The 22786-nt window shown below is 69.3% G+C and carries 22 protein-coding genes; 12 read left to right on the top strand and 10 right to left on the bottom strand.

The genetic code is table 11. From position 1 onward, the window contains the following. The first annotated feature begins 2 nt into the window (after positions 1 to 2). On the top strand, positions 3 to 914 hold the full coding sequence (locus tag CKW28_RS23220; RefSeq protein WP_003925586.1) for an alpha/beta hydrolase: 912 nt from the start codon (positions 3 to 5) through the stop codon (positions 912 to 914). Between the two features lie 212 nt (positions 915 to 1126). Here CKW28_RS23220 and CKW28_RS23215 read toward each other — a convergent pair whose 3' ends face one another. The 3 genes from CKW28_RS23215 to CKW28_RS23205 all read right to left on the bottom strand — a co-directional run bounded on the left by CKW28_RS23215 (position 1127) and on the right by CKW28_RS23205 (position 4725). Then, complete coding sequence (locus CKW28_RS23215) at positions 1127 to 1933, bottom strand: DUF1906 domain-containing protein (protein ID WP_081475504.1); 807 nt, start codon at positions 1931 to 1933, stop codon at positions 1127 to 1129. Positions 1934 to 1996: 63 nt separating this feature from the next. Next, positions 1997 to 3511: a serine hydrolase domain-containing protein gene (locus tag CKW28_RS23210; protein WP_081475503.1), complete on the bottom strand. Its 1515-nt coding sequence runs from the start codon at positions 3509 to 3511 to the stop codon at positions 1997 to 1999. Further along, a complete protein-coding gene (locus tag CKW28_RS23205; protein WP_003925583.1) occupies positions 3502 to 4725 on the bottom strand; it encodes a MalY/PatB family protein in 1224 nt (407 codons plus the stop codon). Before CKW28_RS23205 ends, CKW28_RS23210 begins: the two co-directional genes overlap by 10 nt. Before the next feature lie 93 nt (positions 4726 to 4818). Between CKW28_RS23205 and CKW28_RS23200 the strand changes: the two genes are divergently transcribed. The 4 genes from CKW28_RS23200 (at position 4819) to CKW28_RS23185 (ending at position 9642) form a co-directional block, all read left to right on the top strand. Next, positions 4819 to 6042 (top strand): oxygenase MpaB family protein, encoded by a 1224-nt coding sequence (locus tag CKW28_RS23200; protein ID WP_003925582.1) that lies wholly within the window; start codon positions 4819 to 4821, stop codon positions 6040 to 6042. A 95-nt stretch (positions 6043 to 6137) separates the two neighbouring features. Further along, a complete protein-coding gene (locus CKW28_RS23195) occupies positions 6138 to 7526 on the top strand; it encodes an oxygenase MpaB family protein (RefSeq protein WP_003925581.1) in 1389 nt (462 codons plus the stop codon). 97 nt (positions 7527 to 7623) lie between these two features. Then, the gene (locus tag CKW28_RS23190) at positions 7624 to 8439 is read left to right on the top strand and encodes a mycofactocin-coupled SDR family oxidoreductase (protein WP_003925580.1); all 816 of its coding nucleotides are present in this window, start codon (positions 7624 to 7626) and stop codon (positions 8437 to 8439) included. A gap of 144 nt (positions 8440 to 8583) precedes the next feature. Continuing rightward, entirely contained in the window at positions 8584 to 9642 is a 1059-nt protein-coding gene (locus tag CKW28_RS23185) for a coiled-coil domain-containing protein (protein WP_040546971.1), read from the top strand. 27 nt (positions 9643 to 9669) lie between these two features. On the opposite strand, the gene CKW28_RS23180 is transcribed toward CKW28_RS23185, so the two are convergent. Continuing rightward, positions 9670 to 10662 carry a serine hydrolase gene (locus CKW28_RS23180; protein ID WP_040546969.1) on the bottom strand — a complete coding sequence of 331 codons (993 nt, stop codon included), beginning with the start codon at positions 10660 to 10662 and terminating at the stop codon, positions 9670 to 9672. 197 nt (positions 10663 to 10859) lie between these two features. Then, positions 10860 to 11051 (bottom strand): hypothetical protein, encoded by a 192-nt coding sequence (locus CKW28_RS24280; protein WP_003925577.1) that lies wholly within the window; start codon positions 11049 to 11051, stop codon positions 10860 to 10862. A gap of 163 nt (positions 11052 to 11214) precedes the next feature. Between CKW28_RS24280 and CKW28_RS23175 the strand changes: the two genes are divergently transcribed. The 3 genes from CKW28_RS23175 to CKW28_RS23770 all read left to right on the top strand — a co-directional run bounded on the left by CKW28_RS23175 (position 11215) and on the right by CKW28_RS23770 (position 13874). Further along, a complete protein-coding gene (locus CKW28_RS23175; RefSeq protein ID WP_003925576.1) occupies positions 11215 to 12801 on the top strand; it encodes an alpha/beta hydrolase fold domain-containing protein in 1587 nt (528 codons plus the stop codon). Between the two features lie 107 nt (positions 12802 to 12908). Beyond that, on the top strand, positions 12909 to 13628 hold the full coding sequence (locus tag CKW28_RS23170; protein ID WP_003925575.1) for an LppU/SCO3897 family protein: 720 nt from the start codon (positions 12909 to 12911) through the stop codon (positions 13626 to 13628). A gap of 39 nt (positions 13629 to 13667) precedes the next feature. Next, a complete protein-coding gene (locus CKW28_RS23770) occupies positions 13668 to 13874 on the top strand; it encodes a hypothetical protein (RefSeq protein ID WP_131588039.1) in 207 nt (68 codons plus the stop codon). Between the two features lie 180 nt (positions 13875 to 14054). Here the strand turns inward: CKW28_RS23770 and CKW28_RS23165 are convergent, their stop codons facing one another. Further along, positions 14055 to 14909 (bottom strand): SDR family NAD(P)-dependent oxidoreductase, encoded by an 855-nt coding sequence (locus CKW28_RS23165; protein WP_003925574.1) that lies wholly within the window; start codon positions 14907 to 14909, stop codon positions 14055 to 14057. Positions 14910 to 15059: 150 nt separating this feature from the next. On the opposite strand from CKW28_RS23165, the gene CKW28_RS23160 reads away from it, so the two are divergent. Together CKW28_RS23160 and CKW28_RS23155 are read left to right on the top strand one after the other, a co-directional pair. Beyond that, positions 15060 to 15638, top strand: a complete 579-nt coding sequence (locus CKW28_RS23160; RefSeq protein ID WP_040547443.1) for a TetR/AcrR family transcriptional regulator — start codon at positions 15060 to 15062, stop codon at positions 15636 to 15638. Positions 15639 to 15668: 30 nt separating this feature from the next. Beyond that, positions 15669 to 16109 (top strand): hypothetical protein, encoded by a 441-nt coding sequence (locus CKW28_RS23155; RefSeq protein ID WP_003925572.1) that lies wholly within the window; start codon positions 15669 to 15671, stop codon positions 16107 to 16109. Positions 16110 to 16300: 191 nt separating this feature from the next. Here the strand turns inward: CKW28_RS23155 and surE are convergent, their stop codons facing one another. The 3 genes from surE to CKW28_RS23140 are packed head-to-tail and all read right to left on the bottom strand — an operon-like array spanning position 16301 to position 19663. Beyond that, on the bottom strand, positions 16301 to 17095 hold the full coding sequence (gene surE, locus CKW28_RS23150) for a 5'/3'-nucleotidase SurE (protein ID WP_040547441.1): 795 nt from the start codon (positions 17093 to 17095) through the stop codon (positions 16301 to 16303). 58 nt (positions 17096 to 17153) lie between these two features. Next, positions 17154 to 18149 (bottom strand): 1-phosphofructokinase family hexose kinase, encoded by a 996-nt coding sequence (locus tag CKW28_RS23145; protein WP_003925570.1) that lies wholly within the window; start codon positions 18147 to 18149, stop codon positions 17154 to 17156. A 59-nt stretch (positions 18150 to 18208) separates the two neighbouring features. Beyond that, positions 18209 to 19663 carry a DUF1254 domain-containing protein gene (locus tag CKW28_RS23140; protein WP_064774566.1) on the bottom strand — a complete coding sequence of 485 codons (1455 nt, stop codon included), beginning with the start codon at positions 19661 to 19663 and terminating at the stop codon, positions 18209 to 18211. Between the two features lie 350 nt (positions 19664 to 20013). Here CKW28_RS23140 and CKW28_RS23135 point away from each other — a divergent pair, with 350 nt between their 5' ends. Beyond that, complete coding sequence (locus tag CKW28_RS23135) at positions 20014 to 20772, top strand: SCO6745 family protein (RefSeq protein WP_003925568.1); 759 nt, start codon at positions 20014 to 20016, stop codon at positions 20770 to 20772. A gap of 148 nt (positions 20773 to 20920) precedes the next feature. Next, positions 20921 to 21775: a glycoside hydrolase family 16 protein gene (locus tag CKW28_RS23130; protein WP_040547436.1), complete on the top strand. Its 855-nt coding sequence runs from the start codon at positions 20921 to 20923 to the stop codon at positions 21773 to 21775. A 32-nt stretch (positions 21776 to 21807) separates the two neighbouring features. Here CKW28_RS23130 and CKW28_RS23125 read toward each other — a convergent pair whose 3' ends face one another. Further along, the gene (locus CKW28_RS23125) at positions 21808 to 22722 is read right to left on the bottom strand and encodes an MBL fold metallo-hydrolase (protein ID WP_003925566.1); all 915 of its coding nucleotides are present in this window, start codon (positions 22720 to 22722) and stop codon (positions 21808 to 21810) included. Between the last annotated feature and the right edge of the window lie 64 nt (positions 22723 to 22786).

Raw genomic sequence — 22786 nt, 5'->3', positions numbered from 1 at the left:
GTATGGCTGAACACACCTACGTCCGGCACGACACCACCTTCATCTCCGAAGGGGACCGCTGTGCTGCGTGGCTCTACCGGCCCGACGGGGTGCAGAATCCGCCGCTTGTCGTAATGGCTCACGGATTCGCCGCTTTCCGGGAGTTGCGCCTCGATGCCTACGCCGACCGCTTCGCCCGGGCCGGCTATGCGGTCCTGGTGTTCGACTACCGGTTCTGGGGGGCCTCCGACGGCGAACCCCGTCGGATCCTGGATATCAAAGCTCAGCAAGCGGATTGGCGGGCCGCGGTCTCCTACGCGCGTAGCCTCGACAGTGTGGACACCACCCGGTTGGTGGCGTGGGGATCGTCGTTCGGTGGAGGACACGTGCTGCATCTGCTGGCCCACGACCACGAACTGGCCGCGGGGATCGCGCAGGTGCCCCATGTCGACGGGCCCGCGTCGGCGTTCGCCCAGCCGATAGGGTTGGTGAGCCGGTTGTTCCTCGCCGGCGTTCGCGATCAGGTAGGTGCGTGGTTCGGCGCGGAACCACACCGCACGGCGGCCGTCGGTCGACCGGGCGAACTGGCCATGATGACCTCCCCGGGGGCGATGGATCTCGTCGAGCAGATGGCCGCTGATCATCGGGAGAAGCTCTTCACCGAGAACAACGTGGCTGCCCGCATCGCGTTGCGCGTACCGTTCTACTCACCGGGCCGGTATGCGTCGCGGATCACCGCACCCACGCTCATCCAGGTCGCGAGGTACGACGATGTGACACCAATGGACAAGGCGCTCAGGGTGGCTCGTCGCATACCTCGTGGTGAGGCCCTGGTGTACGACTGCAGGCACTTCGAGCCCTATCTCGAGCCACACTTCGAAAAGATCGTGTCCGATCAGATCGACTTCCTGCATCGACACGTGGGACAGCGCTGATCTTCGAGGTCGGCAACGGCGGCGTCGTCCCAACTCGGGCCGAGGTACACAAGACGCCGCTTCTGCCGGGGTCAACGTTTGCGAGGGCTCCGACGGCGCTTCGCGGTATCGGTCGTGTTCACACCCAGGTGGTCGATCAGCAGCTGGGCCATCGCGTGACGCTGCTGCTCTGTCTGCAGGCCGACGTCGGTGGCCGGCGACGAACTCCGGTCTCAGGGGTGCAGGTTCCACTGCCCGACGTCGGCGGCCAGCACGTCGTTGACGTCGACGCGGATTCCGCCGACCACCGGTCCGGGATTCGACGGGGTGTCGATGATGCGCTGGTAGAGCACCGCGGCCGGGTGGATCTGTCCGCGCGACCAGGACCGGGTCTGCCACGCCCACCGGCGGCCCTGCACCCGCGAGAACCCGATGACGCCGTCCTCGATGGCCCACTGCACCACGTTGATTCCCCCGTACACACCGGTGCGCTGTACGCCGAGAACGGAGTTGATTCCGCGAAACCACGGCAGTGCCAGCGTGTTCCAGGTGTGGCGATCGATGTCGTCGTCGACGCTGAAGTAGATCGGCGCGCTCTGCCCGCCACCGGCGGCGGTGTGGTGGTGCCAGCCGGTGCGGGCGTCGGCGACACCCCCGGCGAACCCCCGGGTGAAGTCCGACGGTGCGGTGCCGCCGGGCTTGCCGTACTGGTAGTTGCTGACGATGACCAGCCCCGCGGCGGTGAGCGCCTTGGCGTAGGGCAGCGTGATCGGCTTGGCCCCGAAGTTCGAACCCGGCCGGGATGTGGACACGTAGTTGATCACGCCGGCATGCCCCGCAGCCCGGATGGCCTCGGGCGGGATCTGCCGCATGGCGAAATCGATCAGCGTGGGAGGTGCCGCCGACGCTGACGGCGCACCGGAACCCGCTGCCGCCGCGCCCATGCCGGCCAGCGCTGCTCCGGCGGCGAAGCGCAGCGCGTCACGCCGGGATATCGACCGAGACATCGACAGATCAGACTCCTCGGGAGCATCCCGCATCGCGCGATGTTAACAAAGTGAATTGTGTTAAAGGTGTTGCCGCGCGGGTGCGCGGGTACGGGTCTAGGTTCCGTACAGATGCAGCGCCCGGGCCGCGAGCGTGGCGACCCGGCCGCTCAGCGGCGCCACGGGTGGGCCGCCCGGCTGGTGAATCACGTTCGCGAGCACGACCACGTAGGTGTCCGAGCCCGGGTCGATCCACAGCGTCACCCCGGTGAAGCCGGTGTGCCCGAAGCTGCCGACCGGGAAGACGCTGCCGCGCGGCCGGGACTGATTGGTGTCGATGTCCCAGCCGAACCCGCGCAGATCTCGGCCCGGGACCGCCGGATAGTCCGGCGCCAGCAGGGGATCGTCCGACGCAGATAGCACCGCCTCCCGGGCGGCCTTGTTCGCCACATCCAGCTGTCCCGGAGCGTGGCCGGGTTGTTGTGGTGACGTCATCATCTGCAGTGTCGAGCGGCGCAGCGGAAACCGGCTCGGCCGTCCGGCGAGGCGGTCGAGCAGCGCCTGCGCGTAGCTGCCGACGTCCGCCGCGGTCGAGAACACCCCGGCGCTGCCGGAGACCCCGCCCATGCGGCGCGCTGTGGGGTCGTGCACCGTGCCGCGGAGCAGCCGCCCGCGGTGCGGGTTGAGGTCCGGGGTGTCGCCGTCGCAGGACGTCGGCGCGATGCGCGCCCGCAACGATGTGCTCCACCTGTCCTCACCGCAGGGTGTGGGCTCGGCGGATTCGTCTTCCACGACCGCGTTCCCGACCATCCGGATCGGCCCGCACGCCTTCGACACCGGCAGATAGCGGGTGTCGGCCATCCCCAAGGGTGCGAACACGTTCTCGGTCACATAGACGTCCAGTGGCTCGCCGGTGAGCTTCTCGACGATCGCGCCCAGCAGGATGAAACCGATGTCGGAGTAGTGGAAGAGTCGGCCGGGTTCGTGCACCACCCACGCCCCGAGCGCGCGGCGCACCCCTTCGGCCTTGTCGGGCCGGTCCAGCCCCCACGGCCCGTCCAGGCTCAGGTCCCCGGCGATCCCGGACGTGTGCGTGAGCAGCATCCGCAGCGTCACCCGGGCCCGGCGCGGGTCGTGCTGTGGGTTGAACTCCGGAAGATGGCTCTGCACCGGATCATCGACCCGCAGCCGGCCCTGCTCGGCGAGCTGCAGCACCGCCACCGTGGTCGCCAGGCTCTTCGTCAACGAGGCCAGGTCGAACATGGTGTCCTCGGTCATCGGCTCGGCCGGCGTGGGCTCGCCGGTCGGTCCCGGCTCACCGGCGAGTTTTCGAGAGCCGAACGCCTGCCGGAAGACCACCTCGCCGGCGTGGCCGATCTGCACCACCGCCCCCGGCAGCCGGCGCACCGCGACCGCATCGTCCACCTGCCCGATCACCGGCCCGAAGTCGTACCGCGCAGCGGCGATCCGCTCCGCCGCCCCGGCCGGAGCAGGATCCGAAGCAGGAGCCGGTACCGGAGAAGCCGTCGGGCTCGGAACCCGATCGGGCGCGGGAACGGCACCGCAGGACACCGCCGCGGCCAGCACAAGAGCTGCGATGCACACCCGGAGGGACCGCGGCGTCACTCGCATCGGGCGGCCCGCACCGTGCTCATCCGGGTGATCGCCTCGGTGAGGATGGCCTGCGAGGTGGCGAAGTTCAGCCGGACATGACCGGCGCCGCCGGAACCGAACACGTGCCCGGAGCTCAGCGCAACCCGCGCCTGATCGAGAAACACCCGCGCCGGGCCGGCCAGTTCGGACACGATGCCGGGACCGTCACCGCCACCGGCTTCGTCCAGCCCGAGCCGGCGGCAGTCCAGCCAGGCCAGGTAGGTGCCCTGCGGTGGTGTGTAGCCGACGAGCGGCAGCCGCTCGGCGAGCAGCCGGCCCAACAGGTCGCGGTTCGCCGCCAAGCCGGCCAGCAGCGCATCCAGCCACGGCTCACCCTCAGCGAAGGAGACGGTGTGGGCGATCACACCGAGATGGCTGGGACCGTGGCTGACCTCCTCGGGCATCCGGTCCAGGTCGGCCGCCGCGTCGGGGCCGGCGATCACGAGCCCGGCCTTGAGGCCGGCGAGATTCCACGCCTTCGACGCCGAGGTGACAGCGAAGGCGTCCTCGGCGCCCGGGACGCTCAAGTACGGTGTGAAACTCGCGCCCGGCAGGACCAGCGGCGCATGGATCTCGTCGGAGATCACCCGCACCCCATACCGGCTCGCCAGCGCTGCGACGTGCGCGAGTTCGTCCGCGGTGTGCACGGCGCCGGTCGGATTGTGCGGACTGCACAACAGATAGGCCGCCCGGTCGCCGATCCCGGCGGCGGTGCCGAACGCCGCCTCCAGCGACGCCGGGTCGATCCGGCCGTCGGCGCCGAGCCGTGCCTCGACCACGCAGCGTCCGGCGTGCGTGACGAACGCATAGAACGGCGGGTAGACCGGCGCGTTGACGACCACCGCGTCCCCGGGGTCGGTGATCAGCTTCAAGACCTCGACGATCCCGAGCATCACGTCCGGCACGATCGCGGTGTGCTCGGCCGCCGGCCCGGACCATCCCCAGCGGCGCGCCGCGAACCCGGCGAAGGCTTCGGCGTACCGGCGCGCTCCGGCCGCATATCCGGTGTCCCCGCGCGCCACGGCGGTGGTGAGCGCCTCGGCGATGGGGTCGGCCAACGGCACATCCATCTCGGCCACCCACAGCGGCAGCACATCCGGTGGATGCACCCGCCACTTCATGCTCGTCCGGAGCCGCAGTTGCTCGAGAGTCAACTGTTCCAGCGGGTTCGCGACCGGTGCGCTGGGTGCCATGGGAGGACCTCGATGCTTCGTTGACAGCCGCCGAACACCGACCTTATGTTGACTACACATGTTGTCAACAGGGGGGGGTCGAGGAGGAATTCCATGGGCGTGCCCATTCCGACACGCCACCCGGACCGGCCGCGGCCGATCCCGGCCGGTGTGCGCGCCACCGCGACAGCCCTCGCGATCAAGAACCCCACACCGCAGCAGTGGCAGCTGCTCGGCGAGCGGCTCACCGTCGGTGACGAGCCGATGGACCGGGTGGTCGAGTGGATGGTCGCCACCGGGACGGAGCAGGCGCGCATGCTGTTCGACCGCGCGCTCAGCGACGGCATCCAGAGCGTCCCGGACGCCCCGGAGCTCCTCCGCGGGTTTTTCGAAACCTATGAACCGCTGCCGGATTGGGTTGACCTCGATGTCGTGCGCAAGGGTCAACGCGCGTTGCGCCGCGGCGGCGCCGACGGCATGTACATCGCCCGCGACGTATCCCTGCTGGGCGGCTACCAGTTCTCCGGCTTCAACAAGACGCTGCTGCGCACCGGCGCGCTGGAGAAGGGCTCCAACAAGCGGTTCGCCGAAACCATGCAGTGGGCCCTGGACGTCATCGCCGAAGGCGGGCTCGAACCGCTCGGGGTCGGTTACCGATCCACCCTCCGGGTGCGGTTGATCCACTCGTTCGTGCGTCGTCACGTGTCGGCCATGCCGGACTGGCGCGCCGACGAATGGGGTGTGCCGATCAACCAGACCGACATGGCCGCAACCCTGGTCGGCGCCCTGGTGGCGCCCGCGGTCGGGGCCATCGGAATGGGGGTGGTGCTCTCCCCGTCGGAGTACGACGCCGTCGCCCACCTCACCCGCTACGTCGGCTGGCTGATGGGCGTGGAGGACCGGTGGCTGCCGCGGAACTTCCGGGACGCCATCCGGGTGCTGGCGCACACCCTCTCCGCGCTCGCCGAACCCGACGAGTCCAGCCGGCAACTGGCCGCACCCATGGTCGATGACCCGCTGCGCTGGCATTACGACACCCTGCCCGGGTTGCGGCGCCGGTTCGCGAGGGCTCAGCACCTGTCGATCGCCAGCGCGTTCCTGGGCCCGCGCACGGTGCGCGAGCTCGGGCTGCCGTACTACGCACCGCCCTGGTACCCGATGCTGCGGCTGCCGCTCAACCTCGCCCGCAGCGTGGCCGCGCTGACCCTGCCGGGCGGGCTGGAGCGGGCCGACCAGCGGGGCCGCCGTCAGCACCAGAAGTTGCTGCGCACCATGATCGGCGCCGACGCCGAGGCCACCATCGGCGAATCGGCCGCCCACGTCAGCCAGGTCGCGTGACCTCCGGTTCGGCTTCTGACCGCCGAACCGCTGTTCACATCGGCGACGCACAGAACTAACGTCGGATTCGGTGCCGACGGGATGGGATGTCACACATGACGGTGACCGGGGAGCGTTCAGAGATCCGGCTCGAGGACGTCGATTTCAATCGGCGCGAGCATCCGGACAAACCGCTGCGGCCGATACCGCCGGGTCGGGACCACTTCGCCCCGCAGTGGCGGCGCATGCGCGAATCCATGTTCGGCGACTGGATCGACATCGACAAGGAGGTCGAACCCAGCGACCTCACCCGCTGGCGTGACGACTACTTCTGGCAGGGCGACGAGCACATGGTCGGCGTGGTCGACGCGTTCGAACGTCTCGGTCACCGGGAGGCCCGCGCCATCTTCGAACAGGCCCTCACGCGGGGCATCGACTCGGTGAAGAATCCGCCGCCGGAGTTCGTCGACCTCTTCGAACACCTCGACAGCCTGCCCGGCCGGTTCGACCTCGCCGCCGCCGAACGCGGCCGCATGCTGGCGATGGGCGCCACCATGTCGGCCACCACCGTCATCCGCGGCTGGGCGGTGTACGAGACGGCGATGACCGGCGACATCTCCGCCGCCACCGGCGCCACCGGCCGGTTCGCCGACGACGGCCCGCGCCGCTTCATCGAGACCGCCCGGGTGTTCGCCCAGTTCGTCCGGCCCGAGATCTTCGACCGGCGCTCCGATGCGTTCCAGGATGTGGTGCGGGTGCGGTTGATGCATGCGCTGGCCAGCCGCGGGTTACGCCGCAAGTGGGGTGACAGGGTCTACCTGAAGTTCGGCGAACCCATCCCCGTCACCTCGCTGCTCGGGTTCGGCAGCGGCATGCTGCTCGGTCGCCTGGTCGACCACGCCTTCGGCCGCAAGCTGACCCACGACCAGCTGGAGGATCTGGCAGAGTACTCGTCATACTCCGGGCAGCTGTGGGGCGCCCCGGAGAAGTTGCGGTCCCCCAACGGACTCGAGCTCATCAAATCGTTGAATTACGTGCTGGCCCGGGGTGGCGACCCCTCCCCGTGGCGCGCCGAGCTCGTCGACGCCGTGGCCGGCCCGGAACATCTGCGCACCCTGACCGGGACGCTGCCCGGCCCGGTGAAGAAGTTCGCCGCGAAGTACGCCACCCAGATCACGACGAACATCGCGTTCGCACCCGCGGGTGTGGTGTTCGGCGCCGAGCAGATCCGCGCGATGATCGAGGGCTCGATGTACGACGGGCTCGGCTACGACATCGAGCGTCGGGTGCGCACCGTCGAACGGCTCACCCGGCTCAACGTCCGGCTGGCGACGCTGGCGGACCGGTTGCCGTTCGCCAACCCGATCCGGGAGCACCGCAAACGCACCGGCGCGCCGGCCCGGGAACGCATCGCGATGCTCGACCGGATCGCCGCGGACCGGCAGATCCCGCTGACCTTCACCCACCACGACCGGTCGACGACGGGCGAGGGTTTCACCGGTTAGCGGCGGCGACCTGTTGCCCAAAGTTTGGTCGATCGACCAAACTGTCCCGGGTGGTCCGGTCGTGGCCACTCGCCGACACCACCCGGATAGGACGGACATGGGAAAACTCGACGGTAAGGTCGCCTTCATCACCGGCGCCGCCCGGGGTCAGGGCCGCGCCCACGCGGTACGCCTGGCCGAGGAGGGCGCCGACGTCATCGCGGTCGACGTCTGTGAGCAGTACGCCACCGTGGTCTATCAGATGTCGCGGCCGGAGGACCTCGCCGAGACGGTGCGTCAGGTCGAGACGCTGGGCCGGCGCATCGTGGCCCGGGAGGTGGACGTCTGCGACCTCGCGGGGCTGCAGAAGGCGTTCGACGACGGGGCGGCCCAACTCGGCGGGGTGGACATCGTGGTCGCCAACGCCGGCATCGGGCCCGGCGGGCAGACCACCGACGACGAGCAGTGGGACGACGTCGTCAACGTCAACCTCAAGGGCGTGTGGAACACCCTGCGGGTCGCGGTGCCGACGATGCTGACGCAGGACCGCGGCGGGTCGATCATCCTGACCAGCTCCACCGGCGGGCTCATCGGCACCCCGGTCGTCAGCGGCGGGATGATCGCCTACACCGCCGCCAAGCACGGCGTGATCGGGATCATGCGGGCGTACGCCAACTATCTCGCTCCGCACCACATCCGGGTCAACAGCGTGGCGCCGACGACCGTGGCGACCCCGATGGCCAACAACGGCGATCTCAGCATGCTCAAGAAGTACGAGCCGGCCATCGCCCGGTCGCTGGAGAATGCGATACCGGTCGACTACGTCGAGGCGCGCGATATCGCCAATGCCGTCGCGTGGCTGGCCTCCGACGACGCGCGCTATGTCACCGGCACGGTCGTGCCGGTCGACGCCGGGCTGCTCAACAAGCGCTGACCGCACCGGCGCCGCCTGACCCGTCTCCGGCACCCCGCGGTGGACATGGTCGGGGCCACTTCGTAGCCTGTCCGAGGCGCCACCGGCGGGACCGAGCCGGTCCGGACAGCGCCCGTCCAGACAGCAAGGAACGTGACCATTCGAGTGACCAGGGTGTGCCGGCCACTACGGCGCGCGGCGTGCGGGATCGCGACGGCGTGCCTGGTGCTGACCCTCTCGATGGGGCAGGTGCAGGCCGATCCGGCGGCTGACGCGATGGCCAGACTCGACGAGTTGTCCCGACAGGCGTTGCAGAGTCGGGAAGAGGTCACCGCCGCCCAACGGGAGGTGGACGCCAAGCTGGCCGAGCAGTCCGCGGCGGAGGAGCGGCACCGCGCCGACCAGGAGGCGCTGGCGGCCGCGAACATCCGGCTGCAACCCCACCAGGAAGCCGTCAACAAGGTGGCCGCCATGACCTACATGGGCGGCAGCACTGACCCGATCAGCGCCACGCTGACCGCCACCGCCCCGCAGCAGCTGATCGACCGGCTGGCGATCCAACGGATGGTCACCGTCCAGATCACCGAGCGGTTGGCGTCCTTCCGCGCCGAACGTGAACGCGCGGCCGGTGCCGCTCGGGCGTCGGAGCGATCGGCCGCCGAGGCCCGCGCCGCCGCCGAACGAGCCGCCGCCGAGAAGGAACAGCTGCAGGCCAAGTGGAAGGATCTGCTGAGGCAGATCGCCGCCGCGGAGGCTCAGTACGCGGCGTTGACACCCGAACAGCAGCAGATGGTCGTGAACGCGGCCGCGCCGGTGCCGGGGGCGGGTTCACCGCTCGAGCTGGCCGCGGCGCGCGCCGATCTGAACCTGGAGTCGCTGCCCGTGGGGGTGGCGCCGGAAGCCGGTCTGCAGCCCAACACGGTTCTGGTGGCCCGCGCCATCAGCGCCCGCTTCCCGCAGATCGCCGAAATCGGCGGGGTGCGGCCGGACTCCCTGCCGTGGCATCCGAGCGGCCTGGCGATCGACGTGATGATCCCCAATCACCACAGCCCGGAGGGCATCGCCCTGGGCGACGAGATCATGGCGTTCGTGTTGAGCAACGCCGCCCGGTTCGGGGTTCAGGACGTGATCTGGCGGGGCACCTATTACACCCCCAGCGGGCCGCAGGGCTCCGGCTACGGCCACTTCGATCACGTGCACGTGACCACGTTGCCGGGCCGCTGACACCCGCCCGGCCGGCGGCCGGATCGGTCAGATCCTGCCTTCGGGGAAGACCGTCTTGACCGCCCGGGTGATGTTCTCGCGGGCGGCGGCCTCACTGGTGGGATCCAACGAGCTGATCACCATCACGTAGCGGTGATCGGGTCCGATCGTGCCGCTGGACACGTGCAACTGGTTGGCGCCGTTCCAGCAGCAGAACCATCCCTGTTTGACCGCAACCCGTTCGCCGTGGAGCCCGTCGGGGATGCCGAACCGCTGCGGGTAGCCGTCGACCCCCGACGGGGTGAACCGGGCGATGTTGTCGATGATGATCGCGGCCTGCTCGCGCGGCAGCCCACCTGAGCCGTCAAGCAACTTGTCGTAGTAGCGGATGAGGTCGTTGGCGGTGCTCAGGGTGACGTCCCAGTGGCCGTTGTAGGGCGGGGTGGTGCCGGTAAGCCCGTACCGGGCCACGATGCGGGAGATGACCGCGTTACCGCCGTTGCGGTCCCAGAACATCTGCGCGGCACCGTCGTCTGACGAGCGCAGCATGAGGTCGAGCGCCGCCCGGTCGGCGTCGGACAACTGGGTCTTTCCCTCCGACTCCTGCAGCAGCAGGTCATCGGCGATGAAGAGCTTGACCACCGAGGCGATCGGGAACGGGGTGTCGCCGCCGCTGGACGCGGCTTGACCGGTGCTCCGGTCCAGGACGGCGATCGTGATGTCCGCTCCGGACGCGGCGGCGTCGGCGGTCGCCTGCTGCACCCGGGCGTTCAGGTCGGCGAACGACTGTGGGGGCTGGGCGGGCGGAGCCAGCGGCAGGGCCGGCGGCGACATGGCCGGCGCCAGCGGGGTCCCCTGCGCGGCGGGGATCATCCCGGGCAGCGCGGGGGCCGAGACCGGCGCAGCGGGCGTAGTCCCCTCCGGGGCATGGTCGGTGTCGTGGGGAGCGCCCCACCCGTGCGCCGCGCAGCCGCCGACGAGCAGCGCCAGGCACGCGGCGGCCGCCCCTGTCTTCACCGGTATCGGCTGGAGCCGACGCATGACGTCCCCTCCTGATCAGAACGAACCAACGAGAAGGCGGGCCGGCACGCTGCTCCCACCGGTCTCCAGCCTATTTGGGCACGGCGGGTTGTCCAACCGGACGGGGGCTCCGGGGGCTTCCCGACGGGGCTGCGGGGACCCGGACGGCACAGCAAACACCGGGATGCGTGACCGCGGTCACCTGACAATGTAGGTTGTCATCGTGCCGGCGGCCGGGCCGGTGTGTCGAGCAGCGAGGAGCCGTCGGCGGTGAAACACGGTGCGCGGGTGCAGACCCGGATACGGGAACGGTGGACGGTCGGATACGTCTCCGCACTCGTCCCGGCGGCGTTCGTGGTCGCGGTGGCGGTGGCGGGTGCGCCCGCGCCCGGGGTCGCCTGGGCCGACACCGGTGGTTCCGCGAGCGTCTCCGAAACCGGCGACTCACTTCGCGGCGATACCACGCGGAGCGCGAAATCCGGTGAGACAACGTCCGTTCCGCGCTCGGGCACGAGGCCGGGCCGCGTCGGAACCGGGTCTCGGCGCACGCCCGCCACCACGTCGAGACCAGCCGTGACGGAGGAGCCCGGGCTCGCCGGTTCGTCACGACGGGCCGTCTCGGGGTTCGCGCCCGGACCGGTCGTCGGCCGCTGGTCCGAACGCGCCGACACACCGCTGACCAGGCTGCGCGACCGCGACAGGCTGCGGACCGTCGCCACGAAGCCGGCCGAACCTGTCGACAACACCGGCCCGGAACCGGGTGCGGCCGAAACGGATCCGCACCGCAGCCCCACACGTTCCGCGGCGGCCGCGCCTCAGCCGTCCTCGAGGCCGGTGGTTGTGACGCTGGTCGAGCCGATCGACCTGCCGGATGTGACCACGCCGGCGCCTCCCGTGCGGAAGCGCGCCCTCGCCCCGGGGGCACACCCCGACGCCCTGGTGCCGCGAGCGGTCCTCGGCTCCGACACGAGCGACGAGCCCGAGGTATCCGAACCGTCCGAGGCGCCCGGACCCACTGCGCCACAACCGCTGTCGCCGGTGGCCGAGCTGTTGGAACTGCCGGCACGCATCGTCAACACCGTGCTGGAGGCGCTCGATCTCACCTCCTCCGCCGACACCCCGACACTTCCGGTCAGCCTGGCGCCGGTCAACGATCTGATCTTCGGAACGTACCGGGAGATCGAGCGGCTGCTGGGGCTGTGGGAGACACCGCCGCCGCAGCCCGCGGTGCCCACCATGACCTACACCGGCCCGATCGACCAACCGACCCCGACGGTGGCACAGTTCCTCAACGCGTCCACCGCCGCCTATGTGCTCGGATCGACGCCCGGCGATCTGGTTCCGTTCACCGTCAACGGATTTCAGATGTCGCGAACCAATCTGATGACCGGAACCGTGGCCAAGACCTGGGTGACGCCGGAGGGGCAGATCATCATCGCCTACCAGGGCACGACGGGCGGATCCCATCTGCTGTTCAATCCGCTCATCGTGATCCCCCAGGTCATCGCCGATCTGCAGGTGGTGTTCACCGGGACCACCCCGGCGGCGTTCCACGACGCGCTGGACTTCGCCGAGCAGGTGCGCGCCGAGGCCGTGCGGCAGGGTTACAGCGAGGACGACATCTTCGTCACCGGCCATTCCCTGGGTGGGTGGCAGGCCCAGTTCGTCGCCCAGCAGACCGGGATGGCCGGTGTCGGATTCGAGGCGCCCGGAATCAACACCACGGTGCCGGGCAACGGCGCCGACTCGATGTTCGTCAACATCGGCACCTACGGCAGTTCGGCGCCGTACCTGGCCACCGACCTACCCGGCCTGCAACCGTTCATGCCGCCGTTCGTGCCCGGCGGTGGCGCCAAACCGCACTACGGTCCGATCGTGATGGTGGGCGACCCCGCCGCGATGACCCCGCTCTACAACGCGTCTGCGTTGTGGGGGAGGAGCATCACCGGCAGCGCCGTCTTCCTGGCGGCGTTCCTGATGAACTTCTTCCAGTACCACCTGCCCGGTGTGCAGGCCTACCACCTCGACGTCACGCCCGATCCCGGGGTGGTGCCGTTTCTGGGGACCGCGCGGGGGCCGGTGCACGCCGGTTACGGGGAACTGACGATTCCGCAGTTGTTGGCGGCGGCGTCCGAGGACGGCATCCTGTTCCAGCCCTGACCGTATAACGGGCCGTGGCCGCCGGGCAGACAAGATCACCAAATCCGTCAATCAGGTTTGCGGAATCCTCTACCCTCGACGGCCGAGACCAAGTAAGGGACAGAGTCGTGCTCGAGCAGTTCGTCGCCGACGGTGGCGACACATTGCGGATCGGCTCCGCGATAGGCGCATTCCTGTTTCCGATCCTGGGTGCGCTGCTGTTGGTCATTGGCGTGCGTCGCCGCATCGCTCACAACCGTTGGCACCAGCGGGACGACGAGCGGTTGCTCGCGGCGAGTCCGAACGTCCCCGATCTGACACCGCTGCCGGCGAGCAGGGGGGCTGGGCTCATCGTGGCCGGCGTGGTGCTCTTGCTGCTGGGGGCACTGCACCTCGTCGGCTGGATCGGCGATCGGCTGAAGTCGCGCGGTATCGAGGTCGGCCAGTGCATCACTGCGGATACCGACGCCGAGGGCCGGCTTTCTATCGATCCGGTCGAGTGTGATCGGAGGGACGCGACTTTTCTACTGGTGTCCCAAGGTGATGGCTCCGCCACCTGTCCGGAGAACCCGTTTCCGAGAACTCGCTACATTCCGCTGGTGAATGAATCGCGCACCCTGTGCTTCGCCCTCAACCTGCAACCCGGTGAGTGTTACCACGTTGGCCGTCTGGTCAGGCCGGTGCTCTGCACCGATCCGGCCGCAAATGTTCTGGTGGCAGAGCGGATCGACGGCACCACCAATGGTGCGGTTTGCGGAGCCGATGCCTGGCGCGACCTCGGTGATGAGGTGGAAGCCATGGTCTATCGAGATCCGCCGCGAACCTATTGCCTGGTTACACCGCGCTGAGATCGGGCTAAGGGCAACCACCGCGGCGACAGTGTACATTTGGCGGCTGTTGTCTTGGTTCTTGGTGGAACGGCGTACGATTTCAGTGATCGATATCAAGTCGGTATCGAGGTGTTGGTGATGGCTGCGGCGGACGATACGGCGGCAGCCATCCATGCCGAAGCCATGCGCTTTGACCCTCGCGAAATGGTTCGGGAATTTGGTGAGGGGATCTGGGTCGACAAAAACGTCCCCCGTACATGTTGATCCGCGAAGACAAACTCATCCATCTCTCGGGCGCCGCTGAGAGTTTGTCGGCCCCTGGGGTTTTCAGTGTCGAGCTCCGACCGTAGGGTGATCAGGATCCCCGGTGAAGCATGATCGACAGCGTGCGCCGGGTCAGCGGTGCTCGGCGGGACCGTACAACGGGCCACCTACCGTACGGGCTCAGCGCACCAGCGTGGCGCCGCCGTCCAACCGGATCTGCTGTCCGGTCATGAACCGTGACTCGTCGGCGAGCAGATACAGTGCGGCATAGGCGGATTCCCACACAGTGGCACGCCCCATCCTGAGCTTGACGACCTCGCTGTGCCGGGCGGCGGCCTCGTCGGCATCCACACCGAACAGTGACTGGGTCTCCCGGTTGGCCAGCGCCGAATCGATCGGCCCCAGCATCAGGGTGTTGGCGCGGATTCCGGCCTCGGCGAACTGGACCGCGGTCAGCTCGGTGATCTGATTGAGCCCGGCCTTGCCCAGCGCGTAGGGCATGATGCCGATGTTGAGGCCCAGCTCGTTCTTGACACTGGCGATCGAGGAGATGTTCACGATGCTTCCGGTGGTGTCGCCGTCGTTCTTCTCCATGCACCCAGCGGCGAACAGATTGCAGTAGTAGCAACCCAGCATGTTGACGTTGATGCCGTAGTTGAAGTTCTCCACGGTCATCGAGTTCGTCTCCGAGTCGAACGGTGGATTCGTCGCGACGCTGTACACCATGCCGTCCACCCGGCCGCTGGTCCGCATCGCCGTGTCGAAAATGCGTTGGCAGTCCTCCTTCTTCGCGACATCGGCCGGAACGGCGTAGGCGCGGCCGCCCTCGGCACGGATGAGATCAACCGTCTCCCGGGCGGATGCGACATTGACATCGGCCGCCACGATCTCCGCGCCGTGGCGGGCGGCCAGGATCGAGATCGCCCGTCCGTTGCCCATCCCGGGGCCGGGGCTCTGGCCGGCTCCCACCACCACGACGACCTTGCCGGACAGGTCGAAGGCCGTGCGGTCCTTGCGGTCGAAGTCGAAAGCCATGGTTCTCCTCGGGGGTCGCCGCGGCCCATCGCCGCGACTGACTGACCAATCGTACAGGTGGTACCTGACCAAACGTACAGACCTGGCCTGTACGGATGGTCGGTTAGAGTGAGCGGTGTCGGCAAGCCCATCAGCAGAGAGGCAGCCCTGTTGACCAGCCGTGCGTCCGCAGGCACCGGTCCGACCCGGCAGCGCCTGATCGAGGTCGCGATCGAACTGTTCAAACAGCACAGCGTCGCCGGCACCTCGCTGCAGATGATCTCCGACGCCCTGGGCCTGACCAAATCGGCGATCTACCACCACTTCCGCACCCGCGACGAACTGCTGACCGCGGTGATGGAACCGCTCATCTCCGAGGTCGCCGAGATCGTGTCGGCCGCCGAGGCGCGCCGCGGCGCCCGGACCCGGGCCGACCACTTCCTGCGCGGCTACGCGGCCCTGGCGGCGGCGCACCGTGAGGTCATCTCCCTGCTCACCGGCGACCCGGGAGTCGTCGCGCTGCTGCGGACCCGGCCGGACTGGGCGGAGGTGGTGCAACGGCAGATGGCGCTGCTCGGCGACGTCCAACCCGGACCCGGCGGGAGGGTCAAGGCCGCGGTGGTGATGGCGGGGATCGCGGCGGCCGCCGGCGTCGACTACGGCGACCTCGACGAGGCGGCCCTGCGTGACGAGTTGCTCGCGGCCGGTCGCCGCACGCTCGGACTGCGCGCGCCGCATGCCCGCGGCTAACACATGCGTACCGTGCCGCGATATCCGGGTATGACCGCATTGCGCGTGGCCGGCCTGTTCGCCGTCGCACTGGCCGGTGCCTGGTCGGGGGCCGGCACGGCGTACGCCGAGGCGTACCTCGACGAGGTGCCGGTGGTGGCGTCACCGGCCTGCGGCGGAACGGCCAGCGCCGAGGCCCAGGTGACGCCGGTGCAGGTCGGGGACCGGATCGAGGACGGGGTGCGCGCGGTGATCCGGTACGACGCCGGCGTGTACGACGGATCCTGCGCGCTCACCGTGACCGCGGCATGGCGGAACCTCGACACCGGCGCCGCCAGCAACCGCGACATCACCGCCGTGTCGACGATCGACGGGCATTACGGCTTCATCGGCTACGCCAACACCAGGTTCGTGACCGGCCCGGGCACCGTCATCGTCACGGTCTCCTCACATCCTGGCCAGGAGATGCGGGTCACTCCCCAACGGCGCTGAGCGGAACCGCAATCTGCCGGAGGTCGGGCGCACGCCGGCGCAACCACGACTCCGAGGTGCGAACACAGAGGTGCGGCCGATGTGTCGGATGTGCGAGAACGGATGCACGGTCGCCGTGGCCGGCCCGTTCCGGAGTCCGAACCGGGCAGTAGGCGCTCCACCGCCCAATCCATGACGTGAAACCGTGTGCGCTAGTGCTTTCCGAACAACTCCACCGGCTGTCCGGCCAACCACTTACGCACCAGGTCCCCGTCGTCGGCCTCGACCGACCGCAGCTCGGTCAGCGTGGGATGCCCGGCATCGAGCAGCGCGCTGTCGGTGTCGGATTCCGGCACGTCGGGCACCTCGACCTCGGCCAGCCGGACCCCGCCGCCGCGGACCTCCTCCACCCGGGTCTGCACCGCGCCGCCACGGGCGAGCCGGGCGTGGCGCATCCGACGCAGTTCGGCGGCGGGGCGATCCGGGACGTTGAGCGACAGCACGGTGCCGTGGGGTGCGTCGAACAGCAGCTCCAGCACCGGGACCACCACGGCGGCCGCGGTGTCCCAGTGCCGGGTGCCGGTGGGGTGAAGCGCAACATCCAGGGACACCGCCAGCGCGCGGGTGTCGCTGATCTTGGCGGTGAGTGCCGCGCCCACCGTGCCCGAATGCAGCACGGCGCGCCCGACATTCGCGCCGTGGTTGATTCCGGACAGCACCAGGTCCGGACGCGGGTCGAACCAGCCGTTGAGCGCCGCGGCGACGATGTGGCCGGGCTGGGCGTGCACCGCCCACGCCTCGACACCGTCGAGGCCGGGCAGGTCGCGGCGCTCGACGACGGTGCGGCCGTCGCGCCGGACGGCGCTGAGCGCCGCGCTCGCACCGCTGGCCTGCTCGACCGGGGCGGCGACGATCACCTCCAGGCCCGCCCGATGAGCCGCGATCACCAGCGCATGCAGCCCGGGTGAATCGATGCCGTCGTCATTGGTCACCAGCGCGCGTGCCACCATGTGTCGCACCTCCTCCCGGGCCCCGTCGTCCCCGGCGTTCGCGCAGTCACCGGCCTCACCCCGCTGCCTCCCATGCGCGCAGTTCCACACGTTCGGCGAGCGTCTCCACCGCCTCCGCGCCGCCGGTGCCCAGACCGTGCCGCACCACATTGAGCGCCCCACACGCCGCACCGACCTGCAACGCCCGACGCAACGGCCGTCCCTGCGCCAGCGCCGCGACGATGCCGGCGGTCATGGAATCTCCGGCACCGGCCGAATCGGCGGGTTCCAACGTCGGCATGACGATCTCGACCACCGACCCGCCGCGGGATCCGTCACCACCGGGCCGCTGACCGTCGAGCAACGCCAGCGCCGGCGCGGACCCCGCCCGCGACACCACGACCGTGCCCGCGCCGTCGTCCCGCAGGGTGCGCATGGCATCGACCAGATCCGCGGCGTCGTCGGATTTGGCTCGTCCGTCGGCGAGCAGTTCCTCATGGCTCACCTTGATGAGCTCGGGCCCTCCGGCCAGGACGGCCTCGAGCCGGTCACCGGAGAGATCGGCCGCCACCTGACAACCGTTGCCACCCAGATCGCCGGCCAGCCGCCGGTAGAGCTGAGCCGGCAGCGTGCCGAACTCCTGCGGCCCGGAGAGCAGCACCCGGCCGTGTTTCAAGCCCTCGGTCAGGGTCAGCTCGTAGAGCGAGTCGAGTTCGTGTCGGTCCAACGGGCTGCCGGGGGATTCGGCGATCACCTGCCGCTCGCCGGTGCGGCGGTCGTGTACGTAGGCCCCGTTGCGGGAGCTGACCGGCACGGTGCGCACGGTGACATCCGGGATCGGCAGCAGGTGGCCGAGAACGTCGCCGGTCTCCCCGCCGACGGCGGCGCACAGCACCACCGGCACCCCGAGCGAGGACAGCATCCGCGACTGCCAGACCCCCTGCCCGCCGGCGTGGACGTGAATGTCGGCCTCCCCCGAGCGGTCCTCGATCGTCACGGTGAGAACCGGCAGGGGAGCGAAGATCACGACCGCGTTCTCGGGTCGTTCGTCGGGCGGTGGGGCATCGGTCATGGCAGACGGGATACCCACCCCGCCGCCGTTCGAGACCGCGGGATGCCGGCCGGCCGCGGCTACTGGAGGATCTGGACCGGTGGCGGATTCCAACCGCCGTCCAGAATCTCCGCTTCGGGCCAGTACAGCCGCAACATCAGGTTGAAGTCGCCGGTCTCCGGTGTGGGCAGCCAGTTGGCCTCTCTGTCCGAGCCGGGTGGCTCGTGCCGCACGTAGACGTCGACGGAGCCGTCCGGATTCGTGGTCAGCCGTTCGCCGCGCAGGGCGTACCGGTCGAGCGGGTTGTCGACGAAGAAGCCGCGGTCGTCGTAGAGGGTCAGCGACCAGAAGCCACGCACCGGCGGCAGATCCTCAGGGGAGAACCGCAGTACATAGTCGTTCGCGGCGTTGAGTTGGGCACCGGTGTCATCGACGCGGACCGTCGGGTACACGGCGTCGGAGGGCAGGTTGGCGCCCAGCCCGCCGTGTGCGACGACGGCGCGGGTCGCGTAGTCGGTGCCGTAATCCCCCAGGCCGGTGCGGGCGAGCAGCCACCCGTTGACCTCCTCGCTGCCCAGGTCCACCTCGATCTGGCTCAACGCCTGCGGCCAGGCCTGCTCCCAGACGTCGCGCTCGTCGTCGGGAAGCTGCGCCAGATCGAGCTTCTCGGTCGGACTCCAACCGACGGCGGCGAGCCGCTCCAGCAGGACCTCGTCGCCGGGCCGGGGCTGATCGTGGGAGAGCCCCGAATAGAACAGGTCCCAGTACTGCTGTGGCGACAGGTCGTGAATGTAGCGGGACACCTCCCGGCCCCGGGGCCAGTCCGGCCGCAGGTCAGCGTTGCCGGGTGGCTCGTAGGGGGTGCCGTGGGCGCTGAGCGGAACCGCCGTCATCGCGTTCTGCAGGTCGATGACCGCGGGCATGTCCTCGGGGCCGTTGACCTGGATCCGGCCGATCATCCAGCCCGCGTCGGTGGCCGACCGGTACTCCCGCACACCCTCGGGCAGGTCACCGTGCCAGTTCGGCCCGACGATCGCGAACTCATAACCGGTGCCGGCGTCGTCGACGGTGCGGGTCCCGGGTGAGGCGTCGACGTTGGTCCACATGTCCAGCAGCGGGAACAGGTGGTAGCGGTCTCCCATGGGCGGGACGGTGACGATCAACGGCTCGGCCGACACATCGAAGAACATCGAGGTGTACAGCGTGTCGACGTTGGGCCGCACCACTCCCGTGAACTCGGCTGTCGGCAGAAACCCCAGGTGGGCAAGCTGATTCATCGGGGCTGCGCCCGTCGACGGGTCGGTAGCCGCAACGTTGGTCGACTGGCGTCGGGTGACCTCGACCGCCACCAGCGGGTAGGTGTAGACGTAGGTCTGAACCGCGATGGCCGAGACGTCGTCAGCGGCCGCACCGCCGGTGGTGCCGGGCCGCGGCGGAGGAGAGTTGCTCGACGAGCATGCGGAGGCGGTGATCAGAGCGGGCATCGCCACGAGCGCCGCCACGAGCGCCGCCGCCGCATTCGCGCGCCGGCTCATCCAGCTGATCATCCGGCGTCCTCTGAACGTTCGAACAGGTGGTGCGCTGTCGCGACACGGTGACGATGCCGGGCGGCGCATTCGCGGGTTCACTCTAGCCCCGCAGCGGTGGGGAGGGTGTCGGTTCACGGTGACACAGCCGATCCGTTTGTCTGACAAGCACGTACACGCACTCGACGGCCGCGCGGGCGGTCCGGGAACGGTCGGCTCACGGCCACGGCGAAACCGTCGAACCCAAAGCGCAGACAAGGTCGATCCTGGCCGCCCGCCCGGGGACGGCTCGATCGAGGTGTCCCCGGGGTGCATGTCAGGATGAGAGAAAGCCGAAGGCCGAAGGAAGAGGACGTGCGATGAGCGACACCGACATGACGAAAGCCGTTGCGGACGCGGGAGCGGCGATGGAGCAGGCCGTTGCGTTGTTCATGTTGCACCCGGAGACGTTCAGTGCGAGCCAGGCCGCCGGTTACCAGAATCCGTTGGCCGGGTACGTCGCCGGGCGTGGCGGGGTGCTGGGCCAGGCCAGCGGGGCGACGGTGGCGTCGGTGTTCGTGGTGTTCGAGCCCACCGGCCTGGCGGCACTGTGGGACGAGGGGGTCGCCGTGCACGGCGCCGAGGGTGCGGCCCAGCGGTATTGGGCGCAGACCGCCGACTTCGGCCGCAAGTACCTGTCGGGTGCCGATGGCCTGGACCGTCTCGCCGGGTTGGGGGAGAAGGTGATCGCCGCGGCGCCGCCCGCGGGGGTCCCGCTGTTCGCCGGCTGGCGGACCATGCCGTTGGCCGACGATGCTCCGGCCCGCGCGTTGCAGGTCATGTTCGTGCTGCGGGAGCTGCGCGCGGGTCTGCACTTCAATGCGCTCACCCTGTCCGACATCAGCCCGATCGAGGCGCACATGCTCAACAAGGGTCGCCAGTACGCACAGATGTTCGGCTGGCCGGAACCGTACCCCGAGGGCACGGACAAGAAGGACCGTTACGCCGAGGTCGAGCAGGCAACCAATCGGCGGATGGCCCAGATCTACGCGTCCGCGTTGACGGTGGCTGAGGCTCAGGAGTTGGCCCAGCTCAGCGCCGATGCGCTGGCGGCGGTGAAGGCCAACGCGCCGAGCTGACCGGGTTTGCCGAGCAACGGCGACCGACTCTTCGCACGCGGGTGCGGATTTCGCGCCGTCACCCGGGCCGGAACACGAAACGCCGCGAATCCGCTCGAATAGGCAGCCCGAACCACGCTGCGCCATTTACGGTTCAACCATGCCGATGATGAACCGCCGTCAAGCGATGATGATGCTGGGATTCGGTGCGGTCGCCGCCGCGCTGCCGCTTCCGCAGGCCGGCGCGCAGCCGGTGCTCGATGCGCCGGCTCCGGGACCGGACACACCGGAGGCGGCCTCCGGGCCTGGTCTGCTGTTCGCCGACGAGTTCGACGGGCCGGCGGGGTCGCCCCCGGATCCGGCGAAGTGGTTCATCGTTCCGGAGCGGGAGACGATCCGGAACCCGGTCGAATGGGACAAGCCGTACAACATGGGCCGCTACGTCACCGACCAGGAGCACGTCTTCCACGACGGCAACGGCAACCTGGTCATCCGTGCCACCCGCGGCCCGGGGGCGAACATCCGGGAGAAGTACGCCAGCGCCAAGATCGTCGGCCTGTGGCGTGGCGGGGTGGGCACCACCTGGGAGGCACGCGTCAAACTCAACTGCCTGACCGACGGCGCCTGGCCGGCGTTCTGGCTGCTCAACGACGACCCGGTGCGCGGCGCCGAGATCGACATCTTCGAGTGGTACGGCAACCGGGACTGGCCGTCGGGCGCAACGGTGCACGCCAAACTCGACGGTACGATGTTCCAGACCCAGAACTACCCGGTGGACAGTGCCTGGCACACCTGGCGGATGACCTGGCTGCCGTCGGGCATGTACTTCTGGCAGGACTACGAGCCGGGCAAGGAGCCCTTCTTCACCGTGCTGGCGAACTCGTTGCCGGAGTGGCCGTTCAACGATCCCGGTTACACCATGGTGCCGGTCTTCAACATCGCCGTCGGAGGGTCCGGCGGCCGTGAGCCGGCCGGAGGCAGCTATCCGGCGGACATGATCATCGACTGGATCCGGGTGTTCTAGCGACGCGGTCACACCGGGGCCCGGCCCGGATGTCAGTGATCCCACACGGTGGGCACGAACCTGAACGCCTCGCCCCGCGGCGCCACCCGGCACAGTGACGGAAACGGCAGGTGGGTGGCCACCAGGGTCTCGCCGGATGCCGCGATCTCCTGCAGCAGCCGAACCCGGACACGCGCCGCTTCCTCGGGATCATGTTCGAATCCGTTGTGCCACTGCGGGTTGTCGAACCCGACCTGGAACACCGCATCACCGGCGAAGGTGAGTCGGTCTTTGCCGGACTCCAACCGCACAATGCTGTGCCCCGGTGTGTGTCCACCGGTGCGATGTACCGACACACCGGGCGCCACCTCGTACTGCGTGTCGAACGGCCGTAACCGATCGCGGTACACGTCGAGGAATCGTGACGCAACCGCCCGGAGCACATCGGGCACCGGGTGCGGCATCGCGGTGCGGGAGAAGTCGGGTGCGGCCCAGAACTCGGCCTCCGCAGCGGCCAGATGCACCCGCAGGTCCGGCCGTAGTCGGCCCATGAGCCCGTCGGTGAGCAACCCGCCGACGTGGTCCATGTGCAGGTGGGTCAGCACCACGTCGGTCACGGCTGCGGGCTCGATGCCGGCTGCCTGCATTCGGTGGGCCAACCGGCCAGCCCGTGGAAACTCGGGAAACTCCAGTCCCAGGCCGGAATCGATGAGTATGGTCCGGTCACCGCTGCGCACCACGGCTACGTTCAACGGCCAGTCGAACAGGTCCGCCGGCAGAAACATGTCATGCAGCCAGGCCGCCAATTCGGCCCGGTCCGCGTTGGTGGCCAGGGTCGCGGCCGGCAACGGCAACACCCCGTCGCTGATCACCAGCACCTCGATGTCGCCGACGCGCAGCGCGTATCGGGATGGGACCAGCTCATCGTGCTCCGGGTGTGCGACGGGTCGGACGGCGGTCGTGCTCATGGCGTTCTCCTCGGGCTCGATCGTCTGTGGTGACGACGATGCGGAAGGTGTTGACGTCTCCCGG

It is taken from the genome of Mycolicibacterium thermoresistibile, assembly GCF_900187065.1.
Taxonomy (GTDB): Bacteria; Actinomycetota; Actinomycetes; order Mycobacteriales; family Mycobacteriaceae; genus Mycobacterium; species Mycobacterium thermoresistibile.
Note: the sequence above shows the minus strand (reverse complement) of the source record. Positions and strands in the feature narration are given on the sequence as shown.

Bases quoted from the DNA above. Each gene is read 5' to 3' on its own strand.
- CKW28_RS23165 (WP_003925574.1), bottom strand. From the start codon at position 14,909: ATGGCTTTCGACTTCGACCGCAAGGACCGCACGGCCTTCGACCTGTCC.
- CKW28_RS23145 (WP_003925570.1), bottom strand. From the start codon at position 18,149: ATGACCGATGCCCCACCGCCCGACGAACGACCCGAGAACGCGGTCGTG.
- CKW28_RS23190 (WP_003925580.1), top strand. From the start codon at position 7,624: ATGGGAAAACTCGACGGTAAGGTCGCCTTCATCACCGGCGCCGCCCGG.
- CKW28_RS23220 (WP_003925586.1), top strand. From the start codon at position 3: ATGGCTGAACACACCTACGTCCGGCACGACACCACCTTCATCTCCGAA.
- CKW28_RS23215 (WP_081475504.1), bottom strand. From the start codon at position 1,933: ATGCGGGATGCTCCCGAGGAGTCTGATCTGTCGATGTCTCGGTCGATA.
- CKW28_RS23210 (WP_081475503.1), bottom strand. From the start codon at position 3,511: ATGCGAGTGACGCCGCGGTCCCTCCGGGTGTGCATCGCAGCTCTTGTG.
- CKW28_RS23155 (WP_003925572.1), top strand. From the start codon at position 15,669: ATGACCGCATTGCGCGTGGCCGGCCTGTTCGCCGTCGCACTGGCCGGT.
- CKW28_RS23200 (WP_003925582.1), top strand. From the start codon at position 4,819: ATGGGCGTGCCCATTCCGACACGCCACCCGGACCGGCCGCGGCCGATC.
- CKW28_RS23135 (WP_003925568.1), top strand. From the start codon at position 20,014: ATGAGCGACACCGACATGACGAAAGCCGTTGCGGACGCGGGAGCGGCG.
- CKW28_RS23195 (WP_003925581.1), top strand. From the start codon at position 6,138: ATGACGGTGACCGGGGAGCGTTCAGAGATCCGGCTCGAGGACGTCGAT.
- CKW28_RS23125 (WP_003925566.1), bottom strand. From the start codon at position 22,722: ATGAGCACGACCGCCGTCCGACCCGTCGCACACCCGGAGCACGATGAG.
- CKW28_RS23130 (WP_040547436.1), top strand. From the start codon at position 20,921: ATGAACCGCCGTCAAGCGATGATGATGCTGGGATTCGGTGCGGTCGCC.
- CKW28_RS23205 (WP_003925583.1), bottom strand. From the start codon at position 4,725: ATGGCACCCAGCGCACCGGTCGCGAACCCGCTGGAACAGTTGACTCTC.
- CKW28_RS23180 (WP_040546969.1), bottom strand. From the start codon at position 10,662: ATGCGTCGGCTCCAGCCGATACCGGTGAAGACAGGGGCGGCCGCCGCG.
- CKW28_RS23140 (WP_064774566.1), bottom strand. From the start codon at position 19,663: ATGAGCCGGCGCGCGAATGCGGCGGCGGCGCTCGTGGCGGCGCTCGTG.